This window comes from Actinopolyspora mortivallis, assembly GCF_003001495.1.
In the GTDB taxonomy this organism is placed as follows: Bacteria; Actinomycetota; Actinomycetes; order Mycobacteriales; family Pseudonocardiaceae; genus Actinopolyspora; species Actinopolyspora mortivallis_A.
Window position 1 is genome coordinate 214,301 of record NZ_PVSR01000002.1, and the last position, 23,570, is coordinate 237,870.

The window sequence follows — 23,570 nt, forward strand, 5'->3', positions numbered from 1 at the left end:
CCGTCTCGGGCGGTCGGGGCGCTTCGATTCAGAGCCGCCGCGGTCGCGCTGTACCTGTCGGGCCGGGCTGGATCGCACGGCCCCGGTTCCGGGTCCCCGGCCGTGGGCCATGTCCGGGGCGTCCACCCAGCCGGTGAGTCAGTGGTTTTCGCAGTCGTTCGCCCTGGTGGGGCTGGTACGGCAGGTGTCGGTTCCGGCGCCCCCATGGACGAAGCCACCGTCTCTGACGGTCACCGCCGCGCCCGGGGATATGCCCTCGACGAGGTCGTCTCCGGCGTCGCCGTGCACCGTCCCCGCGGAGAGCCGAAGGACGCGCACGGTGTCACTGCCCTCCCCTCCACTCACATCCGAGGCCCTGTCCTGGATCTCGTCCACGTTGACGGTGTCGTCGCCGCCACCACCCAGGACCTTGCCACCGCGTATGGCCTCGGGGGTGGTGATGATGTCGTCACCGTCACCGCCTTCGAGGCGCGCCGGCCCGAGGGGCGTAAAGCCATCCAGTCCATACGCTGAGTAGAGGTAGTCGTTGCCGGGGCCGCCCCGGACCACGCCCGTCCAGCCCGGAAGCGGGGGGCTTCCGACAGTGACAGTGTCGTCGCCGTCGCCGCCTTCCACCGTGCCGCCATAGGACTGGAGAACTCTGATTTCGTCGTTGCCGGCGAGGCCGTTGATGGTTTCCCCTGCGGACAGGAACACGCAGGTGATGGTGTCGTTTCCGGAGGTACCGTTGACGGTGCCGTTGACGTCGGTTTGCGGGACACCGTTGACGGTACACACGGCGGCCTGGGCCGGGGTGGCCAGCGCCAGCGACGCGGCGCCGGTCCCGGTCAGCAGGGCCGCGGCGAACAGCGCGAGACGACGGCGGCCTCTGGCCGCGGAAACGGTGATAGTGGCCATGATGCTTCCTCCCTGAGAGAGAGCGGAGAAGGGGGATGGTCGGTAGTGCCGACCACAACCGACGGCGGCCGGCGTGAGGGAACGTCACCACGCAGCGGATGCGCGTTGACACGGATACGGGGAGCCGGGATGAACGGTGCACGCGGATGCCTGACTTCCCTCAGGGTGACCTAACCGGGCGGCATACGCAGCCAGTTGATCCGGCGATTCATCTGAAAGGAGCACCGCCGGTCGGGGAGACGGCCCTACGCAGACTCTACGCAGGCCTTACGCATCATGCCTTTCCAGGCCGACTTGACGTTCCGGAGCTGCACCCCAGCCGCCCGACCCCACTGCGCGAAGCCCTGGCGGTGCTCGATCGCCATACGGTCGGCCCGGCCACCTCTCCACCACATTGCCGCGCAGGCGGTGCAGGAATTCAGGCGGTGCAGGAGTTGTTTGAGTGTCTCCCAGCCAGGACGAGCGCTTGGGATGGCCTGTCCCCGACTGGCGGACGCCTCCTCCCCGAGCCGCCGCCAGAGGAGGCCGGGGAGGAGGGTTCTCTCATAGTGATGAAGGTTTGCTCGCCCGATTTTCGCCGTCGTCCTCGTCCTCCGAGGCATCCTGGCCCTCGGAGGAAAGAACGGCATCAACCGTCTCGCTCACCGCGACATGCGGCACGTCGTCAGCGTCTTCCACGGGTGTCGACGTCCGGGGACGGGGCACCTCATCGTTCCGAGGGGCCTTCACGGTGACGGCGACGGTGCTGTGCGAGTTGCCCTTCACTGGCTCTGTGGGCATCTCGACTTGGACCGTGACTTCTGCGCTCGCGCTCACCTGAGATCGTCCCGTAACCGTGACTGTGTCGGTCATCTTGCCCGGAGGCGAGACCGTGAATCCGGGCGCGGTCCCGGGGTGGCTGATGTTCGAGAGGAACGACCGGAACGGAAGCAGGTGCCGAATGCTCTCCCGGACCGGCTCGGGGAGCTTCTCCCCTATGTGCCCGGGACGAAATCGTAGAACTTCCTCTCGTCGCCCTCGTCCTTGAGCGTCTCCGCCTCCACGTCGTCGCCCTGCGCTGAGCGCGTATCCCCAATATGCCCGCCTTCGCCCCCGTTGTCTTCGGCCCGGCCGGCGCGTTGTGGGTGTGCCCTCTCATCTTCGCCGTCTCCCCATCGGCCACGCGATCGTCGTCGTGCCGCATGTTTGGGGCGACCTCTCGATACAAGGGGCGCGCTTCCCCAGCAGCGCTGAATTCAGGGACTCTCTTCGCCCTCTTTCCCATCTCCTTCGTCTTGGTGGGCGGCTCGGAACATCCATCGCCGTACGCCAAGGCGTAGGCCCTCTTCGCACTCATCCCGCGCCGTATGGCCTCTTCGATGACCGCCTGACGCTGTTCCTCTGTCACCGGCACGCCGGCAATGCCACCCTCGCCGTCGAAATACGTGGGGACGTAGCCGTCCTGCTCATCCTTGCTGTAGACGCCGGGGACGGGGCGTGCCCTGGTGTCGCTGTCCGCCTGATCAGGGGTGAAGGTGTCCGGAGCCGAGGTGGTCGCGCTCGCGGACTCCTCGGATACAGGTTCGTCCACCATGGACAGGACCCCCATGTAGACACAGACCGTCGCCAGCATTCCGTAACCGAGCGGAGCCGTCTTCCGGTCAGGCTGCCCTTCGCGGGACGGGCCAGAACGCTGTGAGAGGGAGCTGTACGACGGCGGGGCAAACCAAGTCCCCTGGTCGAGTCGACGAGTTCAAGTCAGTAGAACACGGCACCTGTGTTCGAATAAGAGGAGGATATAGATGCCCCATGAAGTCGTCCCACAGGAGCACCAAGGAGCCCGACCCCGAAGAGTCGGACCCCTCCTGACCTGCCTGTTTGCCAGGTCAGCGACGTGGTGGTATGTCACCCGCTACACATTGAAGCGGAACTCGACCACGTCGCCGTCCTGCATCACGTACTCCTTGCCTTCGAGGCGGACCTTGCCCGCCGAGCGGGCGGCGTTCATCGAGCCCGCCTCCACCAGCTCCTCGTACGAGATGATCTCGGCCTTGATGAAGCCGCGCTGGAAGTCGGTGTGGATGGCCCCGGCCGCCTCCGGCGCGGTCGCGCCCTGCCGGATCGTCCAGGCACGGGCCTCCTTCGGCCCGGCGGTGAGGAAGGTCTGCAAACCGAGGGTGTGGAAACCGGCCCTGGCCAGGGCATTCAGCCCCGGCTCCTCCTGACCCACCGACTCCAGCAGCTCCCGGGCCGACTCCTCGTCGAGCTCCACCAGCTCCGACTCGACCTTGGCGTCCAGGAACACCGCGTCGCCCGGGGCGACCAGCTCGCGCAGTTCGGCGAGCCGGTCCTTGTCCGCGAGCACGCCCTCGTCGCAGTTGAACACGTACAGGAAGGGCTTGGTGGTCAGCAGGTTCAGCTCGGCCAGCTCGGGAACCTCCCGCCCCTTGCCGGCGGAGAACAGGGTGCGCCCCTCCTCCAGGACCTCCTTGGCCGCCTGCACGGCCTCCACGGCGGGCCTGCGCTCCTTCTTGGTGCGCGCCTCCTTCTCCAACCGGGGCAGCGCCTTCTCCAGGGTTTGCAGGTCGGCGAGGATCAGCTCGGTGTTGATCGTCTCGATGTCACTGGACGGGTTCACCTGCCCGTCGACGTGAACCACGTTCGAGTCGTCGAACACGCGGATGACCTGGCAGATCGCGTCCGCCTCCCGGATGTTGGCCAGGAACTGGTTGCCCAGCCCCTGCCCCTCCGAGGCCCCCTGCACGATGCCGGCGATGTCCACGAACGAGACCGTGGCCGGCACGGTGCGGGCGGACTCGAACATCTCGGCGAGCTTGTCCAACCGCTGGTCCGGCAGCGGGACCACACCGACGTTGGGTTCGATGGTGGCGAACGGGTAGTTCGCCGCGACGGCTTCGTTGCGGGTCAGCGCGTTGAACAGGGTGGACTTGCCCACGTTGGGCAGGCCGACGATTCCGAGAGTGAGGCTCACAGCTGCCCAAGTCTAGGAGCCCGCCCACGATCACGGTCAGACGGTCGGGCCAACACCGGTGACCGTCGGTCACACGCGGAACCCCGGCGGAGCTCAGTAGCCCCCGTCGTCCTGCTCGCCGTCCTCCTGTTCCTGCTCCTGCTGCTCGCCCCCGCCGCCGGTGTCGTCGCAGGCCGCACCGAGCAGCAGCGCCACGGCCGCCGCGGCGGCCCCCACCACGCGTCTGACGTACATCCCCCTCGTCATGGTCGAAACGGTACGACCTTCCGGCCCGGTTCGCAGTCCGGCGCGGCCCCGGAAGAACTCCCGAACCCCGCCGGGGACGGCGTTTTCGCCCCCGTCAAGCGAGTCGCCGCTGATTCACCCGCGCGGACAGTGTTTTCCCGCGAAAGCAATTCCGGTCATTCCCCTTCGGGTGATTTCCGGAAATCACTCTCCCCACGGAGGAAAGAACGGAACAGAATCATCCCGGAAGTTCCGCTCCACCCGACGGGAATCCGTCGGCGCATCACGATCACCCGAGCATTCCAGGAGGTTCCCGTGTCCACTCCCCGTTTCTCCGCCGCGCTGGCCGCGCTCGCCCTCTCCGGGATCACAGCGCTGGGTGCCCTCCCCGCTGCCACGGCCGCACCGTCCGCGCACTCCGCCGAAACGGCCGTCTCCGCGAAGGAGACCACCGCCCCCAAGTGCATCACGGACCGCCAGGACAAGGGAAAGGTGTACACCACGGTCTGGGTCACCAACGAGTGCAAGCGCTACTACCGGATCAAACTCATCATGGCCCGGGGCGCCGACAGCAGGTGCTTCTCCATTCGCCCGGGTCAGACACGCAAGAACGTCTCCCGAGGAATCAGCCCCTATCTGGACCGGATCATCCTGTGCTGATCCGGTGAGAACGACCCCGCGACCACCGACCACCCATTCGTGAAGCACGCCGTCCTCGGTCCCGCCCCGAGGACGGTCCCACCCCGGCACCACCGTGTCCGATTTCCGCCAGTGCTCCCCCACCGGCAGTGGGAGGATCGGAGACGTGCTGGTCACCACCGAACAGGCGTACCGGGCCGTCGCCTCCCGCGACCCCCGGTTCGACGGCTGCTTCGTCACCGCCGTGCGCAGCACCGGCATCTACTGCCTCCCCTCGTGCCCGGCGCGCACCCCCAAAACCGACAACATCGCGTTCTTCCCCACCACGGCAGCCGCCCAGCAGGCCGGATACCGGGCCTGCAAGCGCTGCCTGCCCGACGCCGTACCCGGCTCGCCCGAGTGGAACCTGCGGGCCGACCTGGCCGGCAGGGCCGTGCGCCTGATCGACGACGGCACCGTGGACCGGGAAGGGGTGGGGGGACTCGCCGCCCGACTCGGCTACTCCCCCAGACACCTCAACCGGGTGCTCACCGAGGAGCTGGGGGCAGGGCCGCTCGCCCTGGCCCGCGCGCACCGGGCCCACACCGCGCGGCTGTTGATCGAACGGACCGGACTCGCCTTCGGCGACATCGCCCACGCCGCCGGTTTCGCCAGCCTGCGGCAGTTCAACGACACCGTCCGCGAGGTCTTCGCCGCCACGCCCACCGAGCTGCGCCGCGCGACGAGACGCCCCTCCACTGCGGGTCTTCCCGCCGGAACGCTGCGGCTGCGGCTGCCCGCACGCGTGCCCTTCGACGGCCCCGGGACACTGCGGCGGCTCACCGCACGAGCCGTGCCCGGAGTGGAGTGGGGCTCGACCGGCCACTACGGCCGCACCCTGCGGCTGCCCCACGGCACCGGCACCGTCGAACTGACCCCGGCCCCCGCTCACGTCGCCGCCACGCTGCACCTGACCGACCTGCGGGACCTCGGCAGCGCGGTGAACAGGCTACGACGTCTGCTGGACCTGGACTGCGATCCGGTGGCCGTGGACGAGACCCTCGGCCGCGACCCGTTCCTGGCGGAGGCCGTGGCGGGCGCCCCCGGAACACGGATGCTGGGCAGCGTCGACGGGGCGGAAACAGCGCTGCGCGCGGTACTGCGTCAACAACTGTCCCCCCGGCAGGCCCGGCTGCGGGCGGGCTGGTGGGCCGCCGAACTCGGCGAAACGGTGGCCACGGCGGAGGGCGGCACGGCCCGGCTGTTCCCCACCCCCCGGCAGCTGGTCGAGCAGGCGGCCCACCTGTTCCCCACGGCAGCGGACGAGCCGGTGCGCGAGCTGGCCGAACGGCTCGCCGAGGGACAGCTGCGCCTCCATCCAGGGCGTGAGGGCACGGAACTGCGTGCCGAGCTGCGGAGCGTTCCCGGCCTCACCGCCCGCACGGCCGAACGGATCAGTACCCGGGTGCTCGGGGAACCCGACACCCTCGTCCTCACCGACGCGGTGCTGCGCGGGGCGAGGCGGTCGGGGCTGCCGACGGAGGCGGACCGCCTGGAGCGGCACGCCCACGCCTGGTCCCCGTGGCGCTCCTACGCCGCCGAACACCTGCGCGGGATCGCCGAATCCACGGAGACGAGCGCACCGGACGCCCCCCGCCCGGACACCGCGACCCCATCCGACGAACACCGTCCTCGCGAAGGGAAAACGACATGATCGCCCACTGGACCACCCACGACACCGACTTCGGCCCGTTCACCGTCCTCGTCGACCACCAGGGAGCCGTACTGGCCTCCGGCTGGACCGCCGGGGTGGAGGAACTGCTCCCGCTGGTCGCGGCGCCGCTGCGTCCCACCGAGCTCCGGCGGAGCACCGACCTCGGCGAGGTGAGCAGCGCCGTGATCCGCTACCACGCGGGAGATCCGGAGGCGGTCGACGGGATTCCCGTGCGCCAGCGCTCCGGAGCGTTCCGCCAGCACGCCTGGGAGATCCTGCGCCGCGTCCCGGCGGGCAGCACCGTCACCTACGGGCGCTACGCGGAACTGGCCGGCAGTCCCCGAGCCGCCCGGGCCGCCGCCGCGGCCTGCGCGAACAACGCCGCCGCCCTGTTCGTGCCCTGCCACCGGGTGCTGCGCGGGGACGGTTCGCTCGGCGGCTTCCGCTGGGGAACCGACCTCAAGGCACGGCTGCTCGACCACGAACGACGCTGACCCGCCCCGTGCGTGCCCACCACGGGACGCACGGGGCCTTCGACTCACGCGCGCGTGGCGGAGACGTTGCCGATCTCGCCGTGCCGGAAGGCGTCCACGAACAGCCGGTAGTCGTCGCGCACCACGTCGGCGTACTCCATCGCGAACCGGCACAGCCACTCGGCGAACTCGTCCTCGCGGCCGTCCAGCACCTTCAGGATCGCGTTCTCGGTCTGGAACGGAACCAGGGTCTGGTCGGAGTCGGAGTCGGAGACACAGTGGATCTTGGCCACGGCCCGCCCCAGGTAGTCCACCACGGGCCGGATCTCGTCCGGCTCGGTCAGCTCGCTCCAGTCCAGGTCGGAGACGTAGGGCGAGACCTCGGAGACCACGTAGCCCACCCCGTCGATGTCGGTGTAGCCGAGCAGCGCGTCGGCATGGGCCTGCAACGCCCGTTGGGACAGGGCGGTGCGCTCACCGTGGTGTCGGAAGTACTGCCGGATCCGCTCGTCGGGGACCACGGCGGCGGGGGCGGCCACGTTGGCCTGCTTCATGGACAGGATCAGGTCGTTCTCCAGCGCCTCGTTCTCGCCCTCCAGCAGCAGGCTGTAGGCGGGCAGCCCGGCACTGCCGATCCCGAAACCGCTGCGGCCCACGATGTCCTTGACCCCGTAGGCGATCTCGCTCATCTTCTTGTCCTGCGGGATGGTGGTGAGATAGCGCCGGTAGGCGTCGAGGACGCGTTCGTACTCCTGCTCGGGGAGCCTGCGCACGCCGGGGCCGTCGCGGAAACGGCGGTCGAACCCCTCGGTCTCGGTCTCCCGGTCCAGCAGGCCCGACCTGCTGCGCAGCCGCGCCTGCCGCAGCACCTCGCGGATCGGGCCGTCGGTGGTGCGCAGGTTCAGGGAGAACGCCGCGTCGTTGCCGCCCTCGACGAAACGACGCACCTGGTCGATGTAGGAACGCGTGGCCCCGGTGACGAAGCTCTCGATGTCGTCGTCCGGCAGCGCCTTGCTCCAGCCGATCAGCGCGAGACTGGCGGCGAAGCGTTGCAGGTCCCAGGTGAAGTGGCCCAGGTAGGCCTCGTCGAAGTCGTTGACGTCGAAGACGAGCACGCCTTCGCCGTCCATGTAGGTGCCGAAGTTCTCCGCGTGCAGGTCGCCCTGGATCCACACCCGCCCGGTGCGTTCGTCCGCCCACGGGTCGCTCATCCGGGCCACGTCGGAGTAGAACAGGCACGCCGTTCCCCGGTAGAAGGCGAAGGGGGAAGCCGCCATCTTGCGGAACTTGGTGCGGAAGGCCGCCGGTTTGTTCCGCATCAGATCCGAGAACGTCTCGACGAGGGTGTCGACGATGCGCCGACGACGGGCGTCCGGATCGTGGATCTCCAGCATGGCGGACAGCTCGGACATGTCTCGACCTTTCCGACCCCACCACCGGGGTCCGCGTCGTTCGTTTCCTGTGCGCGAGCGGCGTTCACCGCGGCACGGGCGGGAAACCGGGGCGCTGCCGCGTGCACGGGGCCTTCCGGCTGCCGACCGACCGTGCTCAGGACTCGATCCCCAACGACGAACCGCTGCGGGACTTGCGCACCCGCAGCCGCACCGGGATGCGCTGCCGCAGCTCGTCCACGTGCGAGACCAGGCCCACCACCCGGCCCCCGGCGCGGAGTTCGTCCAACGCGTCCATCACCAGATCGAGTGTATCCCCGTCGAGGGTTCCGAAACCCTCGTCGATGAACAACGTGTCCAACATCGCTCCCCCGGCCTCGGCACCGACCACGTCCGCCAGTCCCAGCGCCAGGGACAACGAGGCCAGGAAGGTCTCTCCCCCGGAGAGGGTCCTCGTCGAGCGGCTGCGCCCCGAGTAGTCGTCGCGCACCCGCAGGTCCAGCCCGCCCCGCTTGCCGTGCGGGCCCTGCTCGTCGGAGTGCTCGAAGGAGTAACGACCGTCGCTCATGTGCCGCAGTCGCACGGTGGCCGCCTCGGCGACCTGCTCCAACCGGGCCGCGAGCACGTAGGAACGCAGGGTCATGCGGCGCGCGTTCTGCCCCTGCCCGTTGACCACGTCGGTCAACGCGTCCAGCTCGGCGAACTCCGCCTCGACCGGTTCGAGCCGGGCGTGGACCCGGCGCAGTTCACCACCGAGCTCGGCGATCTCGGCGGCGCGGCGTTCCAGGTCGGCGGCCACGGTGCCCGCCTCCTCGGCCCGCAGCCGCGCCCGTTCGGCCTCCGCGGCGGCCCCCTCCACGTCCACCTCGGCCTCGGGGTCCACCCCGGCGAGTTCGTCCAACGTGGCCCTGGCCGCGGCCTCCCGGCGCCGCACCCTCGCCAGCCACTCGTCCACCTCGTCGATCCGCCGCTGCTCGCGTGCCGCCCCCAGGGCCTCCTCGGCGGTGGCGAAGCCGTTCTCGACGGCCACCCGCTCGCGGGCCCGCCGCTGTTCGGCCTCCCACTCCAGGGCCCGCTCGTGCTCGTCGCCGGCCGTGGCGACCCGGTCGAGGTGTTCGGCCCGGTCGATCAGGCTGTTCCGCCGCGCCGCGACCGTGTCGAACTCGCCCCGCGCCGCCCGCAACCGTTGTCGCCGTTGTTCGATCGTGGCGAGCAGCGAGTCCCGCGCGGACCGGTTGGCGCTGATCCGGTTGGCGAGTTCGACGCGGTCGCCGTTCACCCGCTCGACGTCGGCCTCCAGCTCCGCGAGACGTTCGGCGCGGGTGTGGCGCTGCTCGACCAACTCCTCCAGTTCGGCCCGTTCGGCGCTGGCCCGCTCGTACTCCTCGCGCAGCGGGGCCTCCGTCCTGTCGGCCAGCTGTTCACGCAGCCGCGCGCACTCCCGCTCGGCCTCCTCCAGCGCCGCGCGTTCCTCGTCGCGGCGGCGCTGGGCGAGCGCCTCGGCCTCGCGGGCCCGCCGCTCGTCCTCGGCCCCGACCGACTGCTCCGCCGGGTCGGCCGGATCCGGGTGTCGGGTGGCCCCGCACACGGGACAGGCCGTGCCCTCGCACAGGTCCCCGGCCAGCTCGGCCGCCATACCGGCGAGTCGGCGTTCCCGCACGTCCTGGAGGTGTTGCCGCGCGGTCTGGTGCTCGTCCACAGCCCGCTGGGCCCGCAGCCGGGCCTCGGCGCACCGCGCGTCCGCCTCGGGAAGCTCCCGCGCCACCCGCAGTGCTTCCTCCAGCTCAGCACACCGCGCGGTGAGCGTCTCCAGCCTTTGCGGGGCCTGTTCCGCCTCCTGCGAGCGGGCACGGGCCCGTTCGATCTCCTCGGGCAGCTGGCGCTGGCGCTCGGCCAGTTCCGCGTCCGCGGCGGAGTCGGCGGCGATCTCCTCCTCCAGCTCGGCGACCCGGCGCTGGTCGTGGTGCTGCTGTTCGGCCTCGGCCTCCCGCTCGGCGAGCACGGCCGCCTCCTCCCGCAGCTCCACGGCCCGTGCGCGCAGCGTCTCCGCGGGCTCGGCCTCCCGCGTGGCGTCGACGTCGGGGCACTCGGTGCGGGCCTGGCGCAGCAGTCGTTCGCACTCCCGCAGACGCCGGAGACCAGTCTCCCACTCCCGGTCGGCGTTGACCACCGCCACAGCACGGCGGGCCGCGTCGAGTTCGGCCTCGCACCGCCGGACGGTCTCCTCCTGTCCGGAGAGTTCGGTGAGCTCGGCGGTGGCCCTGCGGACTCTGTCCACCTTGTCCGCGAGTTCCCGCCGTGCCGTCAGGGTCCGCTCGGCCCGCTCCCGCTCCCGGTCCAGCCGCCGGTGCTCGGCGCGGGCGTTCTCCCCGCGTCGGACGAGGTCCTTCTCGAGGTCGTCCAGCCACCGCACCCGGTCCTCACCGACGTCCGGTTCCCCGCCCGCCACCTGGGTGATCCGCGCCACCAGCCGGTCGGCCTCGGCCCGGACACGTTCCAGCTCCCCACCACGCAGCTGCCGGGTCTCCTTGAACCAGCGTTCCACCTCGGAGTAGCGGCCCGTACCGAACAGCTGCTCCAGCAGGTCGGCGCGCTGCCCGGCGTCGGCCCGCAGGAACCTGGCGAAGTCGCCCTGGGGCAGCAGGGCCACGTGGCAGAACTGTTCGGCGCTCATCCCCAGCAGGCGCCGCACGGTCTGGCCCACCTCCCGCGCGCGGGTCAACCCCTCCCGGGGTTCCCCCTCGGGGGGCTGGGACAGCCAGGACAGTGAGACACTGTGCTGCACGTCGGTGTGGCCGGAGCCGTCCTTCTTCAGCCTGCGGTACTCGGGGTTGCGTTCCAGCCGCAGCCGGTGTCCCCGCACGCTCAGCTCCAGAGCCACCCAGGTCCGCGCCCCGGGCTCGGCCGTGTCGCAGCGCAGCGCCTTGGCCTGGTTGCGCGCCCCGGGGACCTCGCCGTAGAGGGCGAACACGATCGCGTCCAGCACGGTGGTCTTGCCCGCGCCGGTGTCCCCGTGCAGCAGGAACAGCCCGTCCGCGCCGAGTTCGTCGAAGTCGACCACCTGCCGGTCCCGGAACGGGCCGAAGGCCGACAGCTCCAGCCGGTGCAGTCTCACCGCCGCACCTCCGAGGCCCCCACCTCGTCCAGGGCGCGGTCCAGCAGTGCGCACTCCGACTCGGACGGTTCCGTCCCCCGGCAGTTGGTCACGAAGTCCCGCACGATCCGCCGTTCGTCCCGTCCGCGCACCGCCTCCGAGTAGCGCAGCGGCGCCCGGGCCCTTCCCTCCGCGGGGCGCCACTCCATGTGCACCGCGTAGGGGAAGCGCCTCCGCAGTCTGCGCATCCCGTCCAACGGCCGGGACTCGTCGGTGACCACGGCGGAGACGTAGCAGTCCACGAACGGCTCGTACTGCCGGTCCTGGAGCAGGTTGTCCAACTCTCCCTCCAGGGTGGCCAGTTCCCGGGGCACGGGAAGCTCGTGGCGGCGCACCGCCCCCAGCCCTTGTTCGTCCAGGTCGACCAGCCACACCGACTTGCGTTGCCGTGCCTCGGAGAACGAGTAGGCCAGTGGACTGCCCGAGTAACGCACCCGTTCGGACACGCGCTGCGGGCCGTGCAGGTGCCCCAGGGCCACGTAGTCCACCCCCTCGAACACGTGGGCGGGAACCCGATCCACCCCGCCCACGGTGATGTCGCGTTCCGAGTCACTGCTCTCCGCCCCGGAGACGAACGCGTGGGCCAGCACCACCGACCTCGTGCCCGGGCGGGTGGCCAGCTCGCCGCGCACCCGGTTCATCGCCTCCCGCAGCACGGCCTCGTGCCCCCGTGCTATGTCCTCCTCGGTAGCGCCGGGGGCCGGGGTGCCGCGCAGCACCTGCCGCGCCGGATCCGGTTCCAGGTAGGGCAGCCCGTAGAAGGCCACCGGCCCGTGCTCGTCGGTGAGCACCGTGGGCTCGTGCAGCCGCGAGGTCCTGGTGTGCAGGTGCAGCCCGCCCGCCGCGGCGAACTCGGCGAACGCCCCGACACGCTGCGGCGAGTCGTGGTTTCCCGGGGTGACCACCAGCCGCGCCCCCGCTTTCCGGATGCGCTCCAGCACGTCCACGCACAGCTGGACCGCCTCGCCGGAGGGCACCGAGCGATCGTAGAGGTCCCCGGCGACCACGACCACGTCCACCCCTTCGGAACGGACCAGCTCGGCCACCTCGGAAAGCACCCGCCACTGCTCCTCCAGCAGGTCGTGCCCGTGGAAGGTCCGGCCGATGTGCCAGTCGGAGGTGTGCAGCAGGCGCATGGCGGAAACGTTATCGACCGATCCCGGCAGTCCGGAGACCCCGGTGGAACGCACCCCGCGGAACTCACCCCACAGGGCGAAACCGTCGGGCACGATCGACGGAACACCGTCCCGAAACGTTCTCGACACCGAGAATCGGGCGGAAGGATCGACAACCACCATCGGCGAAAGCCGGAAGGAGTGCTCGTGGGAACGGGATTTCTCGGAGTCGTGCTCGGCGTGGCCGTGCTGGTGCTGGCCGGGGCGCTGGCGATGCTGTGGCGGCTCTACACCGACAACGCGCGCCGCGCCGACGACGCCCTCCGGATGCTGGAGGCCGAACGTTCCCGCAGCGCCCAGCACCAGGAGGCCCTGCGCCGCTACGAGATCACGTTCTCCTCGACGCAGGGACGCGGCGAACTCGGCGAACAGGCGCTGGTGCGCACCGCCACCGCCCTGGGTCTGCGGGAGGGCATCCACTTCACCCAGCAGACCGACATAGCCGGTGGAGGGGCCGCACGTCCCGACCTGGTGCTCACGGTGGGCGGAGGCCGCCGTGTTCCGGTGGACGCGAAAGCCAGCCTGGCGGTGTGGACCGAGGCGGTGGAAACCGACGACCCCGAGGAGCGCAACGAGGCGTTGCGGGTGCACGCCAAGAACATCCGTGCCCGGGCGAACGAACTGGCCAGCAAGGACTACCGGCGGTGGGCCGACGCCGTGTACGGGACGGTCATGTTCGTGCCCTCCGACGCGGCCGTGGTGGCGGCCCTGGACACGGATCCGAACCTGCTGTCGTGGCTGCTGGAACGGAGGATCTTCCTCTGTGGACCCACCGGTTTCGCCGTGATCGCCTCGGCCGCCGTGTTCGCCGCCACGGAACACGCCCTGAGCGAGGACATCGAGCAGGTCCGTGCCCAGGCGGTGCGCGCCCAACGGGCGGCCGGTTCGGCGGTGGAGGCCGTCAACCTGTCCAGCACACACCTGCAACGCTTCGTCTCGGCGCGGCGCAGGGAACTGGACGCGCTGGAGAACTTCCGCGGGGCGGTCCAGCCGCTGGTGGAACTCTCCGACGCGACCGAGACCGACCGGGTGAAGCGGGACACGGAGTCCATCGCGGTCGACGGAGCCGAAGGCAACTAGGATCTCGGTCCGCTCCCGCCGTCACCCGACGCGGCGCTGCTGCTCGGCCAGGAAGTGCGCGGTGTCCATCGTGTTCTCGTACAGCTTCCGGTAGTGCCGGTAGAACTCGGCGTAGCGGGCGGTGGCAGCCTCGTCGGGTTCGACCGTGTCGACCACCGGGTTCCAGTTCCGCGGGTCCACCGCCGTGTTCGTGGCCACCCCGGCCAGCAGGGCGTCGCCGTAGCAGGCCCCGACCGTCTCCGCGGGGATCGACTGCGGCCTGCCGGTCACGTCGGAGACGATGCGGGTCCACAGCCCACCGGTGGTGCCGCCGCCCACCGCGACCAGTCGTTCGGCCGCTGCCCCGGAGTCGGCCATGACCTCGAGGTTGTGCCGCACCCCGTAGGCGATGCCCTCCAACGCGGCCCGGTACAACTCGCCACGTCCGTGCGCGGTGGTCAACCCACACACCGTCCCCCGCGCGTCCGGGTCGAACACCGGTGTGCGTTCCCCCGCGAAGTAGGGCAGCAGCAACAGCCCCCGGCTTCCCGGCGGAACCTCGGCGGCGGCCCGCAGCAGTTCACCGAACTCGCCGCCGAACAGTCCCCGCATCCAGTCGGTCACCGCCCCCGAGGTGGCCATTCCGGCCGCCAGCGTGTAGGTGTCCGGGTAGGCACCCCGGGTGCTCCACAGTGCCGGGTGGGCCAGCGGCTCGCGCACCACCTGCACGAAGAACATCGTGGTGCCGTACATCAGCATCAGATCACCCGGCTCCCGCACGCCGACGCTGGCTGCCTCGGCCCAGGCGTCCACGGTTCCCGCCGTGACCGGCAACCCCTCGGGCAACCCGGTCTCGGCCGCCGCCTGCCGACCGACGTGTCCCACCACCTCGGTGGGCCAGGCGAGTTCGGGCAGCTCGATCCCGGGGGCCACCCGTTCGGCCCACTCGGGAAACCAACGGCGGCCACGCAGGTCGTAGATCGGATCACACTGGCTGGCCGAATGGTGGTCGAGCACGTAGTGGCCGGTGAGCCGGTGCACCAGGTAGGAACCGCACATCAGCAGTGTGGACGTGTTCCGGTACACCTCGGGTTCGTGCTTGGCCAGCCAACGGATCTTCGGCCCGACCGCCTGGCTGCTCAGCGCGGAGCCCCCGTGCCGCAGGATCTCCGTAGCGCCGAGCTCCTCCTCCAGCTCGGCGATCTCGGCGGTGGCCCTGGTGTCGACCCCGTACAGGATCGCCGGACGCAGCGGAGAACCCCGCTCGTCGGCGGGCACCAGCACCGGTCCGATACCGCTGAGGCCGAGCCCGGCCAGGGTCCGCCCCTCGGCGGCGGTCAGCAGCTCGCCGACCAGGCCGGTGAAGTCGTTCCACCAGATCTCCTCCGGGTCGTGCTCCACCCACCCCGGCCGGGGGTACCGCGTGGCGTGCCCGCGCTCGGCCCGGGCGAGCACCTTGCCGGTGGCGGTGGTCAGCACCCCCTTCGAGCCGGAGGTGCCGATGTCGATGCCCAGCAGCGTCACGTCGGCCATCCGCGTTCTCCGTCCCTGGCGGTCAGTGCGTGGCCCGCTCGGCGCTCACCCACGGGTCCACTCCTCCAGTTCGATGTCGAGCTGTTCGGCCACCGCCCGCAGCTCCGCCCGGTGGTCACCGGGAACCGCGTGGATGTGGTTCGCCCCGAACCGGGACAGGAAGGTCTCGGCCGTGACGTCGAGTCTGGCGAAGGCGTGCGGCCACTCCGGTGTGGACAGCCGCATCAGTTCCTCGGTGGTCTCCGCGTCCGGCTCCACGAACTCGCCGAGCACCAACTGCATCCGGTAGTTCCCGTCGCTGCGGGTGAGCCTGCCCAGGGTCATCGTGCCGGGGGCGGCCACGTGCCGCACCGAGGCTCCGCCCGCGGGGAAGAAGAACACCTCGGGGAACAGCTCGACCTTGGCCAGGTTCACGGCGGGGTCGTCGCTGCGCGCCGCGAACCAGGTGGCGTGCTGGCCCGAGTTGCACAGGTCCCAGAGGTCACGCTCGGGATGGTAGTGCCGCACGTCGGCGAACAGCACCGGCGTGCCGGAGACGTGTCCGAACAGTTTCATGGTCAGCGCCCCGTCCATGTCGGCCTCGGTGGCGCAGACGTGCGGACGCTTCGGCCCGTTCCAGTCGTAGGGGTCGTTGAGCAGGGCCTCGGTGACGTCCATGGTGGCGAAGTTCTCGGTCAGCTCCGGCTGGGCCTTGATCCCCGAGAAGTCCAGGCCCCGCTCGGCGATGATCTCCCGCACCGCCAGGTAGGAGCGGATCTGACGTTCGAGCAGTTCCGGGGTGAGCTTGTCCCCGTCGTAGTGGACCGCGCCCGCGTGGCGCTCCAGCCACTCACGCGCCGTGTCCACCTCCCCCTGCTCGGCGTGCCGCGCCCGCAGCACCAGCTCGTACTGGTCGATCTCCTCCACGTCCACCCCGAACAGCCGCTGCCACTGGTCGGTGTTGGCCACCGCCGTGTTCATGCCCATGGGGCGGCCACCGAAACGGCCGAACGTGCATCCCCGCAGTCCCGCCACGGCCGAGGCGGCGGTGGCCAGCGCCCCGATGTCGGCCGCCAGCTCCGCGTCGCCCGGTTCACCCCAGAGTCGGTGGTGCCCACGTCCCACCTGGTCGAGCGCCCCTCCGGCCGCCAGCATCCCCACCAGGCCCGGTTCGGTGGGGTCGGTGCTGGCCACCAGCGCCAACGGGGTATCCAGTTCCCCGGCCGCGAGCATGGTGAACCGGGGAAAGGCCCACACCGCGTAGTACAGCACGGTGAGATCCGCCCCGGCGGCGGCCACGCGGCGCGCCGCGCCCGTGGCCTCCGGCCCGGAGGACAGCGGCTCGGCCACCTCGAGAACCTCGTGTCCGGCCGACCGCAGGGAGGCGACCAGTTCGGACTGCTTGCGCCGGACGAAGTCCGCGTTCCTGGCGTGTACGTGATCCCTGCCGTCCGAAACGCTGAGCACGCCGATACGAGCCACGGCAACCCCAAACCCCGGTCGGAGACGACGGCCGTCCCCCCTCGGGGCACGAAACGATTCCGTTTCCGAACGGCCCACGTGTCCTGGTAATCGTTTTCTCGGAAGTTATTCTCGTTCCGGGCGGGTGTCAACACGGCTCGCGGAAGGAGCGACGACTGTGACGACCATCAACGAGGTGGCCGAGCGGGCCGGGGTGTCCACCGCCACCGTCTCCCGCGTGCTGAACGGCAAGGACACGGTGGACTCCGAACTGGTTGCACGGGTGCTCACCGCCGCCGAGGAACTCGGTTACCGCCCCAACGGACCCGCGCGGAACCTGCGGAGGCAGAAGACGCCCGTGCTGGCCCTGATCATCTCCGACGTGGAGAACCCGTTCTTCACCGCCATCTCCCGGGGCGTGGAGGACGTGGCCCACTCCGCCGGCTACTCGGTGGTGCTGTGCAACTCCGACGACGACCCGGACAAGGAACGCTCCTACGTGTCCGTGGCGTTGCAGGAGAGAGTGGCGGGAATCCTGTTGTCGCCCACCGGACGGACCTCCGGCTCCGAGTTGCTCAGCGGCTCCCGCATTCCCTTCGTGGCACTGGACCGTCCGCTTCCCGACGCGGGCGGGGACACGGTGCTGGTGGACACCAGGTCGGCCGCCGAGCAGGCCACCCGCCACCTCGTCGAACGCGGGTACCGCCGCCCCGGGTGCATCACCGGCCCACGGGGAGTGCCCACCGCCGAGGAACGCCTCGACGGCTACCTGCGCGGGCTGCGGGCCGTGGGACAGCACGACTCGGAACGGCTGGTCCGCAGGTGCGAGTTCCGGGCGGCGGGTGCGCGACGGGCGGCGCAGGAGCTGCTGGACACCGAGCACCCTCCGGACTCGCTGCTGGTCGCCAACAACGTCATGGCCCTGGGAGTGATGGAGACACTCGCGGAGAAGGGGCTGCGCGCCGGCGACGACGTGGGAATGGTGGCGTTCGACGACGCCCCCTGGGCTGGACTGTTGGACCCACCGCTGTCCGTGGTGGCCCAGCCCGCCTACGACATCGGGACGGTGGGTGCCCAGCTGCTGCTCGACCGCATCGGGGAGCGTCGGCGCGGGAACACGACCACCACCCTCTCCGCGCGACTGATCGCCCGAGCCAGCAGCCACCCCGGCTGATCCGCTCTCCGGGGCCTCGGCGGGGACGGTCAGTCGGTGCCGTGGGAGAACACCGTGTACCGCGCGGCCGACCACGGCGGCGCGTCCTCGGCCGGGGTCAGTCTCACGCGCAGCGAGGTCTTCCCCGCCGTGAACTCGGCGGGCACGTCGAAGACGTCCTGCAACCAACGGTGGCTCCTGTTCCCGAGCGGCTGGGACCAGGTCCCCACCGTCCGGCCGTCGACCCGCACCACGGCCCGCTGGCCACTGTGGAACTGGTCGCTGAGGCGACGCAGCCGCACCCCGGTGTTCTCCGGGTCGATCCGGACCCGGAACTCGATCCCGCCGGTGGTCGAGGTGGTGGAGTGGCGGTGCGGACCCGGGTCCACATCACCCTCGAAGGTGGCGGTCAGCTTCCGCACCGACTCGCCCTCGGCCCGGTAGTGGTGCACCAGACGGTTCAGCCGGTCGGCGGTCTCCACCCGGTCGGTGACACTCGTGCTGGGGGTCGAGTCGCCGTACCAGTACGCGGTGGAGCTGTACACTCCCGGCTCGTTGTTGGCCGGGCCGTGTTCGATGCCCGCCAACAGGTGCTTGCGGAACGGGACGGCGTCGGGCAGCAGCAGCCGGTAGGCCCCGGTGCAGTCGTAGCGGCACCCGTCCCCGGAGCGCTCGTAGGCCGGGCTGCCCGCCAGGGGCATGGTGAAGGTGGTGCCGCCCCGGAAGTACCAGCCGGACTCGTAGAAGTCCTCGGTACCCGTGCCGTGCCACGAGGGGGTGGCCGAGCCGTCGACGTGGAACCGCTCGTCCCCCTCCAGATAGTTGCGCTGGTTCGCCCGGGGGGACGGCAGCGAGCGGGGGCGTTCCGCCCGCGCCCGCGTCCCCGGCGGGATCCGCCCGCGCATGGTGTGGGTGACCCCGTGGAAGGTTCCGCTGCCCTCCACGTCGAGGAACGTCCAGTCGGATCCGGGTCGGGTGTGCCCGGCGCGGTGCGTGGCGTGGAAGTATCCCTCACGCGCCGTGCCCGCCGCCTTCCGCGCGGAGGTGGTGGCTTCGAGCGTGGCCGTGCGGATGGGCACCGATCCGTTGTTGACCAGTTCGATCTCCGCCTCGGCGCGGAACGGCATCGGCCACCAGGAGACGTACCACCCACGCCCGGCGTCCACCGAACTCATCAGCCTGCGTACGTCGTACTCGCCCAGGCCGGTGCCGAAGAACTCCCCGATCGGCGCGTCCACCGTGGTGCGGCCGTCGAAGCTGACGCGCAGTCGGGTGTCGGCGAGGATCTCGTCGGAGGCGGCGACCTCCCGTTCGTCCACGGGGAACCGGGCCAGCAGGCGGTCCCGGGTGAACACCTCGTTGTCGACGCGGTAGTCGTGGGCCCGTTCCTCCCCGGGATGGGCGGGTCCCAGGTCCAGCACGTCGGTGCGTGTCCACCGTCCGTCCACTTTGCTGTGGACCTCGTAGCGGAACTCGTTGACGTCCACCGCCGCCGAACGGAACCGGTTGGAGATCCGCAACCGCTCACGTCCGGCGGTCAGCGTCCCGTCCACCTCGATGCTCTGTCGCCCCCACTCGCCCGGACGGGCGGCACCACTGCGCCACGTTCCCACCGGGGTGCCGTCCACCAGCAGTTCCGCGACCTGCTCTCCCACGCCGGCGTCGTAGCGGCGGGTGATGCGCACCCCCTCGTTGTCGGGGGAGATCCGCGCGGTGAACGAGCTGCCCCCGCCAGGGCCGAAGGCCCTTCCGTCGTCGACGACCCGGGGTGCGGCGGTCACCTGCGGAATCCGCAGCCGCAGCTCGTCGATCGAGGCTGGTCCGCGGAAGGGGGACAACCGAACGCTCTCGCCCGGCCGCAACGCGAAGGTCCGCTGTCTGCGCTCCTCCTCGGCAGCGGCGGGTTTCGGATCGGCCACCCCGAAACGCCGGAGTCGACGGATCACGTCCCGGGCCGGATCGGAGGGATCGAAGGTGCGCACCCCCTGCGCGTCGGCGAAGGAACGGTATCCCACGTGGTAGAAGCGTGGATTGTGGTCCACCGTGACGCGCATGGACTCGCGGTAGGGCATGGGAACCTTGATCACCGCTCCCCCGGCGGTGTCCCGGGCGTCCCCCACCAGCGGCCACACGAAGGGCGCCCCGAGCTCTCCGGAGACCACATCGGACAACGGGGCCTCGAGCACGGTTCGTCCGTCGAGGTCGATCCGGATGTCTCCCGTGGCGCTGACGTCGCCCCACGGCTGCCGGGTGAACCAGAGCGAGGTGATCTCCCCGGGACCGGTGTGCTCGGCGATGACGCATCCCCGCTCGGTGGTGCGCAGGCAGGAGTAGGTGCCCTCGAAACCGTCGTCGTTGCTCCCGCTGCGGGAGAAACTGGAGAACTGGGCACTGTGTTGGGCCGAACGCGGTTCGCCCAGCCGGTCCAGTCGGCGGTAGGTCTGCCACCCCACCGGTCCTTTCCCGACCGACGTCGCGGTGTCGGGGTGCGTAGCGGCGCGCGCCGGGCGCGGGGGCGCGCCGACGGCAGCCGCCGTGGCGGCGACCGTGGCGGCGACCAGCGCCAACGCCGTCGTGGTCCTGCCCCGGAGGTGGGAACGGGAACGTGCCGTCACCGTCGACCCCGTCACCATCGTGCTCGCCTCCCGGGAAGGATCTCCACGCTCCCGACACGACCCACCGGACCGCGTCCCCACGACGGGGATTGTCCTACGCGGACCACGGAGTGCGCACCGACATCGCCGTCGTCCGTTCGGGGACGATCCTCGCCCGGGAAGACGCGGGATGAACCGATCGGTGTCGGTGTCGAGCGTCACACCCGCCCAAGGCGGAAACGGTTCCCGTCCGCGGACGGCGGAGCGTGACCGGCCCTCGTGCCCCGCCCGTCGTCTCCCACGAGGGAGGTTCCGGCCATGGACGTGTCGTTCCTTCCGCCACGGGGCAGTTACGGTGAAAACCGTGACCGCGACATCCGAGCACAAGATCCACACCCCCGGGCAGGAGCCGGTCCGCTGGTCGGAACGCTCCGCCCTGGGCGCCAGACGCGGCATCTCGTGGTGGGCAGCCGGCGTACTCCCCTTCGTGTTGACGGCTCTCTGCGTCCTGGTCGACCTGCTGAGAGGGGCCGGGGCAGGCATGTTCTTCGTCGCGGGCTACTTCCTCGGCTGCCTGCTGGCGGTCGTGCTGGTCCGGCGGGGGAACCTCTTCGGTCCCATGGTCCAGCCCCCGCTGATCGCCGCGGTCACCCTTCCGCTGCTGGTGCTGCTGACCGGAACCGGTTTCGACTGGGGAGGCGGCAAACGCAACATCCTGCTCGCCGTCGCCACGCCGCTGATCAACAGCTTCCCGGCGATGGCCACGACCACCGTGCTGGTGCTGGTCGTCGGTGTGCTGCGGATACGGGTGCTCGAACCCGGCGGTGCGAAGACGTCGACGGCCACGGGCACGCGTTCGACGGGGACCTCGACAAGCTCCGAACGGCGCGACTCCACGGGCACGCGGAAACGCGGCACGGCCGCCGGTGGGGCAGGCGAACGGCGACCCGGTCGCGACGGGACCTCCGCACGGAACACGGACGGCACCGCGAAGCGGGAATCCGGCGAACGCGGGAAGGCACGCCCCGGCCGGGGGACAACGCGGGGTGCCACGCGCTCCGGAGAGGACACACCGCGCACCCGTGGCGGAACCGGGACAACCGGTGGCCGCACGGAACCCGGCGCGCAACCCCCCTCCTCCGGCCGTGGTTCCCCGGAGGCACCGCGCGGGGGGCGGCCGGGGGAGAAACGTGCGGCTCCCCCGGGAAGGTCCGCACCCGGTTCCCCGGGGAAACCGGCACAGCAGACCGGACGTTCCGAACCTCCCGGACGTCCGCGCCGACCGCGTCGCGGGGACCGCTGACGGCCACGGCGGGCCACGGACCACCCAACCAGACCGCCTCGCCCGGACGTGGTGGGGCGGCACGGCGGCCGCTACGGGATCAGCGCACTCCCTGGGGGCGCCCGGGGTTCTCGTCGAGGTCCTTGCGCAGCTCCCTGGGCAGCGCGAAGGAGACCTTCTCGTTGGCGGTGGTGACCTCCTCGACGTCCTCCCAGCCGTACTCACGCAGCCGGTCCAGCACCTGGAACACCAACACGTCCGGCACGGAGGCACCACTGGTCACTCCCACCGTGCGCACCCCGTCGAGCCAGTTCTCGTCGATGTCGCTGGCGTAGTCGATCAGGTGGGCTGCCCCGGCGCCGGACTGCAACGCCACCTCCACCAGTCGTTTCGAGTTCGAGGAGTTCTGCGAGCCGACCACCAGCACCAGGTCGCACTCGGCGGCCATGGCCTTGACCGCGACCTGGCGGTTCGAGGTCGCGTAGCAGATGTCGTCGCTGGGCGGGGCCTGCAGGTCGGGGAAACGCTGTTGGAGCTGTTCGACCCGCTCCATCGTCTCGTCCACGCTCAGCGTGGTCTGGGACAGCCAGACCACCTTGGACGGGTCGCGCACCTCGACGTCGTCCACGTCCTCGGGCTTGTCCACCAGCTGGACCCGCTCCGGGGCCTCTCCGGAGGTTCCCTCCACCTCCTCGTGGCCCTCGTGGCCGATCAGCAGGATGTCGTAGTCCTGCCGGGCGAAGCGGTTGACCTCCTTGTGCACCTTGGTCACCAGGGGGCAGGTGGCGTCGATGGTGCGCAGGTTGCGCCGTTCGGCCGCCTCCCGCACGGCGGGGGACACCCCGTGTGCGGAGAACACCAGCAGTGAGCCCTCGGGAACCTCCTCGGTGTCCTCGACGAAGACCACCCCGCGCTCCCGCAGGTTCCCCACCACGTGCTGGTTGTGCACGATCTCCTTGCGCACGTACACGGGAGGGCCGTACTTGTCCAGCACTCGCTCCACCGTGTCCACGGCGCGGTCGACACCCGCGCAGTATCCGCGGGGTTTGGCCAACAGGACCCGCTTGTGCGCGGTGTCGGCGGCTGTGTTCTCGGTGAACTCGGAAGCCTGCGGCGAGCTGCTCATACCGCCCAGGGTACGTTCCTCGGCGGGACCGGTCAGCAGGCAGCGCCTCCCCCACCGGGTGACGTCCCGCGCCGGTTCCCCCTCCCCGGCGGGAACGCCCCACCGAGATGACGGCGGACACGCACGTGGGGCAAGCTTGACGGTATGCGATCGTTTCCTCTGCCGATCCGGGTGGCCGCGGGACTGGCGGGCACGGCCGTCGAACGGACCCGGCGACTGCCGGAATGCCTGATCGGGTTGCCCGTGACGATGACCAGCCAGGCGCTGCAACTGTCCATGCGGATGCAGCAGCAGATCACCGAACTGGCCATCAAGGGCGACGACCTGCTGGCGGGACTGAGTCGGCCGGAACAACAGCCGGAGTGGGCCAGGTTCGACGAGGACGAACCGGCCGACGAACAACCGCATCCCCCGGTACGTCCTCCCTCCGAGGGTCAGGCGACCTCCGCCCACACGGACTCCTCCGAACGCCCCTCACGAGACGCCCCGGAGGACGACGTCTCGGACCTGCTGCCCGGCTACGAGGAGATGACGCTGCCGCAGCTGCGCGGCAGGTTACGGCGGCTGAGTCTGCCGGAGCTGCATCGCCTGCTGCGCCACGAGCGCGCGCACGCGCGGCGCCCGGACTTCCTGAAGATGCTGTCCAACAGGATCGACAACCTGGGCGCCTCGACCACCACGGACGAGTGAGTCCGCATCTCCGGGGCCCTCCGGTGTGAGCCGTCCGGCCGGGCGGTTGGGCTCCGGGGCCCCGCCGGCACGACG

At 70.7% G+C, this 23,570-nt stretch carries 18 protein-coding genes; 7 read left to right on the forward strand and 11 right to left on the reverse strand.

Annotated elements, in window-relative coordinates; translation table 11 throughout:
• Nucleotides 1-138: 138 nt before the first annotated feature.
• From CEP50_RS03445 to CEP50_RS20030, 4 genes are all read right to left on the reverse strand, one after another.
• On the reverse strand, nt 139-897 hold the full coding sequence (locus tag CEP50_RS03445) for a hypothetical protein (RefSeq protein WP_106112443.1): 759 nt from the start codon (nt 895-897) through the stop codon (nt 139-141).
• 543 nt (nt 898-1,440) lie between these two features.
• The gene (locus CEP50_RS03450) at nt 1,441-1,713 is read right to left on the reverse strand and encodes a hypothetical protein (protein ID WP_106112444.1); all 273 of its coding nucleotides are present in this window, start codon (nt 1,711-1,713) and stop codon (nt 1,441-1,443) included.
• Between the two features lie 1,075 nt (nt 1,714-2,788).
• Nucleotides 2,789-3,868: a redox-regulated ATPase YchF gene (gene ychF, locus CEP50_RS03455; RefSeq protein WP_106112445.1), complete on the reverse strand. Its 1,080-nt coding sequence runs from the start codon at nt 3,866-3,868 to the stop codon at nt 2,789-2,791.
• A gap of 93 nt (nt 3,869-3,961) precedes the next feature.
• Nucleotides 3,962-4,114 (reverse strand): hypothetical protein, encoded by a 153-nt coding sequence (locus CEP50_RS20030; protein WP_181188189.1) that lies wholly within the window; start codon nt 4,112-4,114, stop codon nt 3,962-3,964.
• A 294-nt stretch (nt 4,115-4,408) separates the two neighbouring features.
• On the opposite strand from CEP50_RS20030, the gene CEP50_RS03460 reads away from it, so the two are divergent.
• From CEP50_RS03460 to CEP50_RS03470, 3 genes are all read left to right on the forward strand, one after another.
• Nucleotides 4,409-4,753, forward strand: a complete 345-nt coding sequence (locus tag CEP50_RS03460; RefSeq protein WP_106112446.1) for a hypothetical protein — start codon at nt 4,409-4,411, stop codon at nt 4,751-4,753.
• Nucleotides 4,754-4,898: 145 nt separating this feature from the next.
• The gene (locus tag CEP50_RS03465; protein WP_181188190.1) at nt 4,899-6,425 is read left to right on the forward strand and encodes an AlkA N-terminal domain-containing protein; all 1,527 of its coding nucleotides are present in this window, start codon (nt 4,899-4,901) and stop codon (nt 6,423-6,425) included.
• Nucleotides 6,422-6,919, forward strand: coding sequence for a methylated-DNA--[protein]-cysteine S-methyltransferase (locus CEP50_RS03470; RefSeq protein WP_106112448.1), 498 nt, complete (start codon nt 6,422-6,424; stop codon nt 6,917-6,919). The genes CEP50_RS03465 and CEP50_RS03470 overlap by 4 nt, the downstream gene beginning before the upstream one ends.
• A gap of 44 nt (nt 6,920-6,963) precedes the next feature.
• Here CEP50_RS03470 and CEP50_RS03475 read toward each other — a convergent pair whose 3' ends face one another.
• From CEP50_RS03475 to CEP50_RS03485, 3 genes are all read right to left on the reverse strand, one after another.
• Complete coding sequence (locus CEP50_RS03475) at nt 6,964-8,310, reverse strand: DUF2252 domain-containing protein (protein WP_106112449.1); 1,347 nt, start codon at nt 8,308-8,310, stop codon at nt 6,964-6,966.
• A gap of 136 nt (nt 8,311-8,446) precedes the next feature.
• A complete protein-coding gene (locus tag CEP50_RS03480; RefSeq protein ID WP_106112450.1) occupies nt 8,447-11,404 on the reverse strand; it encodes an AAA family ATPase in 2,958 nt (985 codons plus the stop codon).
• Nucleotides 11,401-12,579 carry an exonuclease SbcCD subunit D gene (locus CEP50_RS03485; protein ID WP_106112526.1) on the reverse strand — a complete coding sequence of 393 codons (1,179 nt, stop codon included), beginning with the start codon at nt 12,577-12,579 and terminating at the stop codon, nt 11,401-11,403. Before CEP50_RS03485 ends, CEP50_RS03480 begins: the two co-directional genes overlap by 4 nt.
• A 186-nt stretch (nt 12,580-12,765) precedes the next feature.
• On the opposite strand from CEP50_RS03485, the gene CEP50_RS03490 reads away from it, so the two are divergent.
• On the forward strand, nt 12,766-13,698 hold the full coding sequence (locus CEP50_RS03490; RefSeq protein ID WP_106112527.1) for a DNA recombination protein RmuC: 933 nt from the start codon (nt 12,766-12,768) through the stop codon (nt 13,696-13,698).
• A gap of 21 nt (nt 13,699-13,719) precedes the next feature.
• Here the strand turns inward: CEP50_RS03490 and CEP50_RS03495 are convergent, their stop codons facing one another.
• Nucleotides 13,720-15,210, reverse strand: coding sequence for an FGGY-family carbohydrate kinase (locus tag CEP50_RS03495; protein ID WP_106112451.1), 1,491 nt, complete (start codon nt 15,208-15,210; stop codon nt 13,720-13,722).
• Between the two features lie 45 nt (nt 15,211-15,255).
• Nucleotides 15,256-16,671, reverse strand: coding sequence for an L-fucose/L-arabinose isomerase family protein (locus CEP50_RS03500; protein WP_106112452.1), 1,416 nt, complete (start codon nt 16,669-16,671; stop codon nt 15,256-15,258).
• 157 nt (nt 16,672-16,828) lie between these two features.
• Between CEP50_RS03500 and CEP50_RS03505 the strand changes: the two genes are divergently transcribed.
• Complete coding sequence (locus tag CEP50_RS03505; RefSeq protein ID WP_106112453.1) at nt 16,829-17,824, forward strand: LacI family DNA-binding transcriptional regulator; 996 nt, start codon at nt 16,829-16,831, stop codon at nt 17,822-17,824.
• Nucleotides 17,825-17,853: 29 nt separating this feature from the next.
• Here the strand turns inward: CEP50_RS03505 and CEP50_RS03510 are convergent, their stop codons facing one another.
• Nucleotides 17,854-20,436: a glycoside hydrolase family 172 protein gene (locus CEP50_RS03510; RefSeq protein ID WP_106112454.1), complete on the reverse strand. Its 2,583-nt coding sequence runs from the start codon at nt 20,434-20,436 to the stop codon at nt 17,854-17,856.
• Between the two features lie 325 nt (nt 20,437-20,761).
• Here CEP50_RS03510 and CEP50_RS03515 point away from each other — a divergent pair, with 325 nt between their 5' ends.
• The gene (locus tag CEP50_RS03515) at nt 20,762-21,700 is read left to right on the forward strand and encodes a DUF6542 domain-containing protein (protein WP_106112455.1); all 939 of its coding nucleotides are present in this window, start codon (nt 20,762-20,764) and stop codon (nt 21,698-21,700) included.
• Between the two features lie 79 nt (nt 21,701-21,779).
• Here the strand turns inward: CEP50_RS03515 and CEP50_RS03520 are convergent, their stop codons facing one another.
• Nucleotides 21,780-22,805: a 4-hydroxy-3-methylbut-2-enyl diphosphate reductase gene (locus tag CEP50_RS03520; protein ID WP_106112456.1), complete on the reverse strand. Its 1,026-nt coding sequence runs from the start codon at nt 22,803-22,805 to the stop codon at nt 21,780-21,782.
• Between the two features lie 144 nt (nt 22,806-22,949).
• Here CEP50_RS03520 and CEP50_RS03525 point away from each other — a divergent pair, with 144 nt between their 5' ends.
• Nucleotides 22,950-23,495, forward strand: a complete 546-nt coding sequence (locus CEP50_RS03525) for a lipid droplet-associated protein (RefSeq protein ID WP_106112457.1) — start codon at nt 22,950-22,952, stop codon at nt 23,493-23,495.
• The last annotated feature ends 75 nt before the right edge of the window (nt 23,496-23,570 follow it).

Coding starts and splice junctions, on each gene's coding strand:
- CEP50_RS03525 (WP_106112457.1), top strand. CDS start 22,950: ATGCGATCGTTTCCTCTGCCGATCCGGGTGGCCGCGGGACTGGCGGGC.
- CEP50_RS20030 (WP_181188189.1), bottom strand. CDS start 4,114: ATGACGAGGGGGATGTACGTCAGACGCGTGGTGGGGGCCGCCGCGGCG.
- CEP50_RS03475 (WP_106112449.1), bottom strand. CDS start 8,310: ATGTCCGAGCTGTCCGCCATGCTGGAGATCCACGATCCGGACGCCCGT.
- CEP50_RS03470 (WP_106112448.1), top strand. CDS start 6,422: ATGATCGCCCACTGGACCACCCACGACACCGACTTCGGCCCGTTCACC.
- CEP50_RS03445 (WP_106112443.1), bottom strand. CDS start 897: ATGGCCACTATCACCGTTTCCGCGGCCAGAGGCCGCCGTCGTCTCGCG.
- CEP50_RS03495 (WP_106112451.1), bottom strand. CDS start 15,210: ATGGCCGACGTGACGCTGCTGGGCATCGACATCGGCACCTCCGGCTCG.
- CEP50_RS03510 (WP_106112454.1), bottom strand. CDS start 20,436: ATGGTGACGGGGTCGACGGTGACGGCACGTTCCCGTTCCCACCTCCGG.
- CEP50_RS03520 (WP_106112456.1), bottom strand. CDS start 22,805: ATGAGCAGCTCGCCGCAGGCTTCCGAGTTCACCGAGAACACAGCCGCC.
- CEP50_RS03485 (WP_106112526.1), bottom strand. CDS start 12,579: ATGCGCCTGCTGCACACCTCCGACTGGCACATCGGCCGGACCTTCCAC.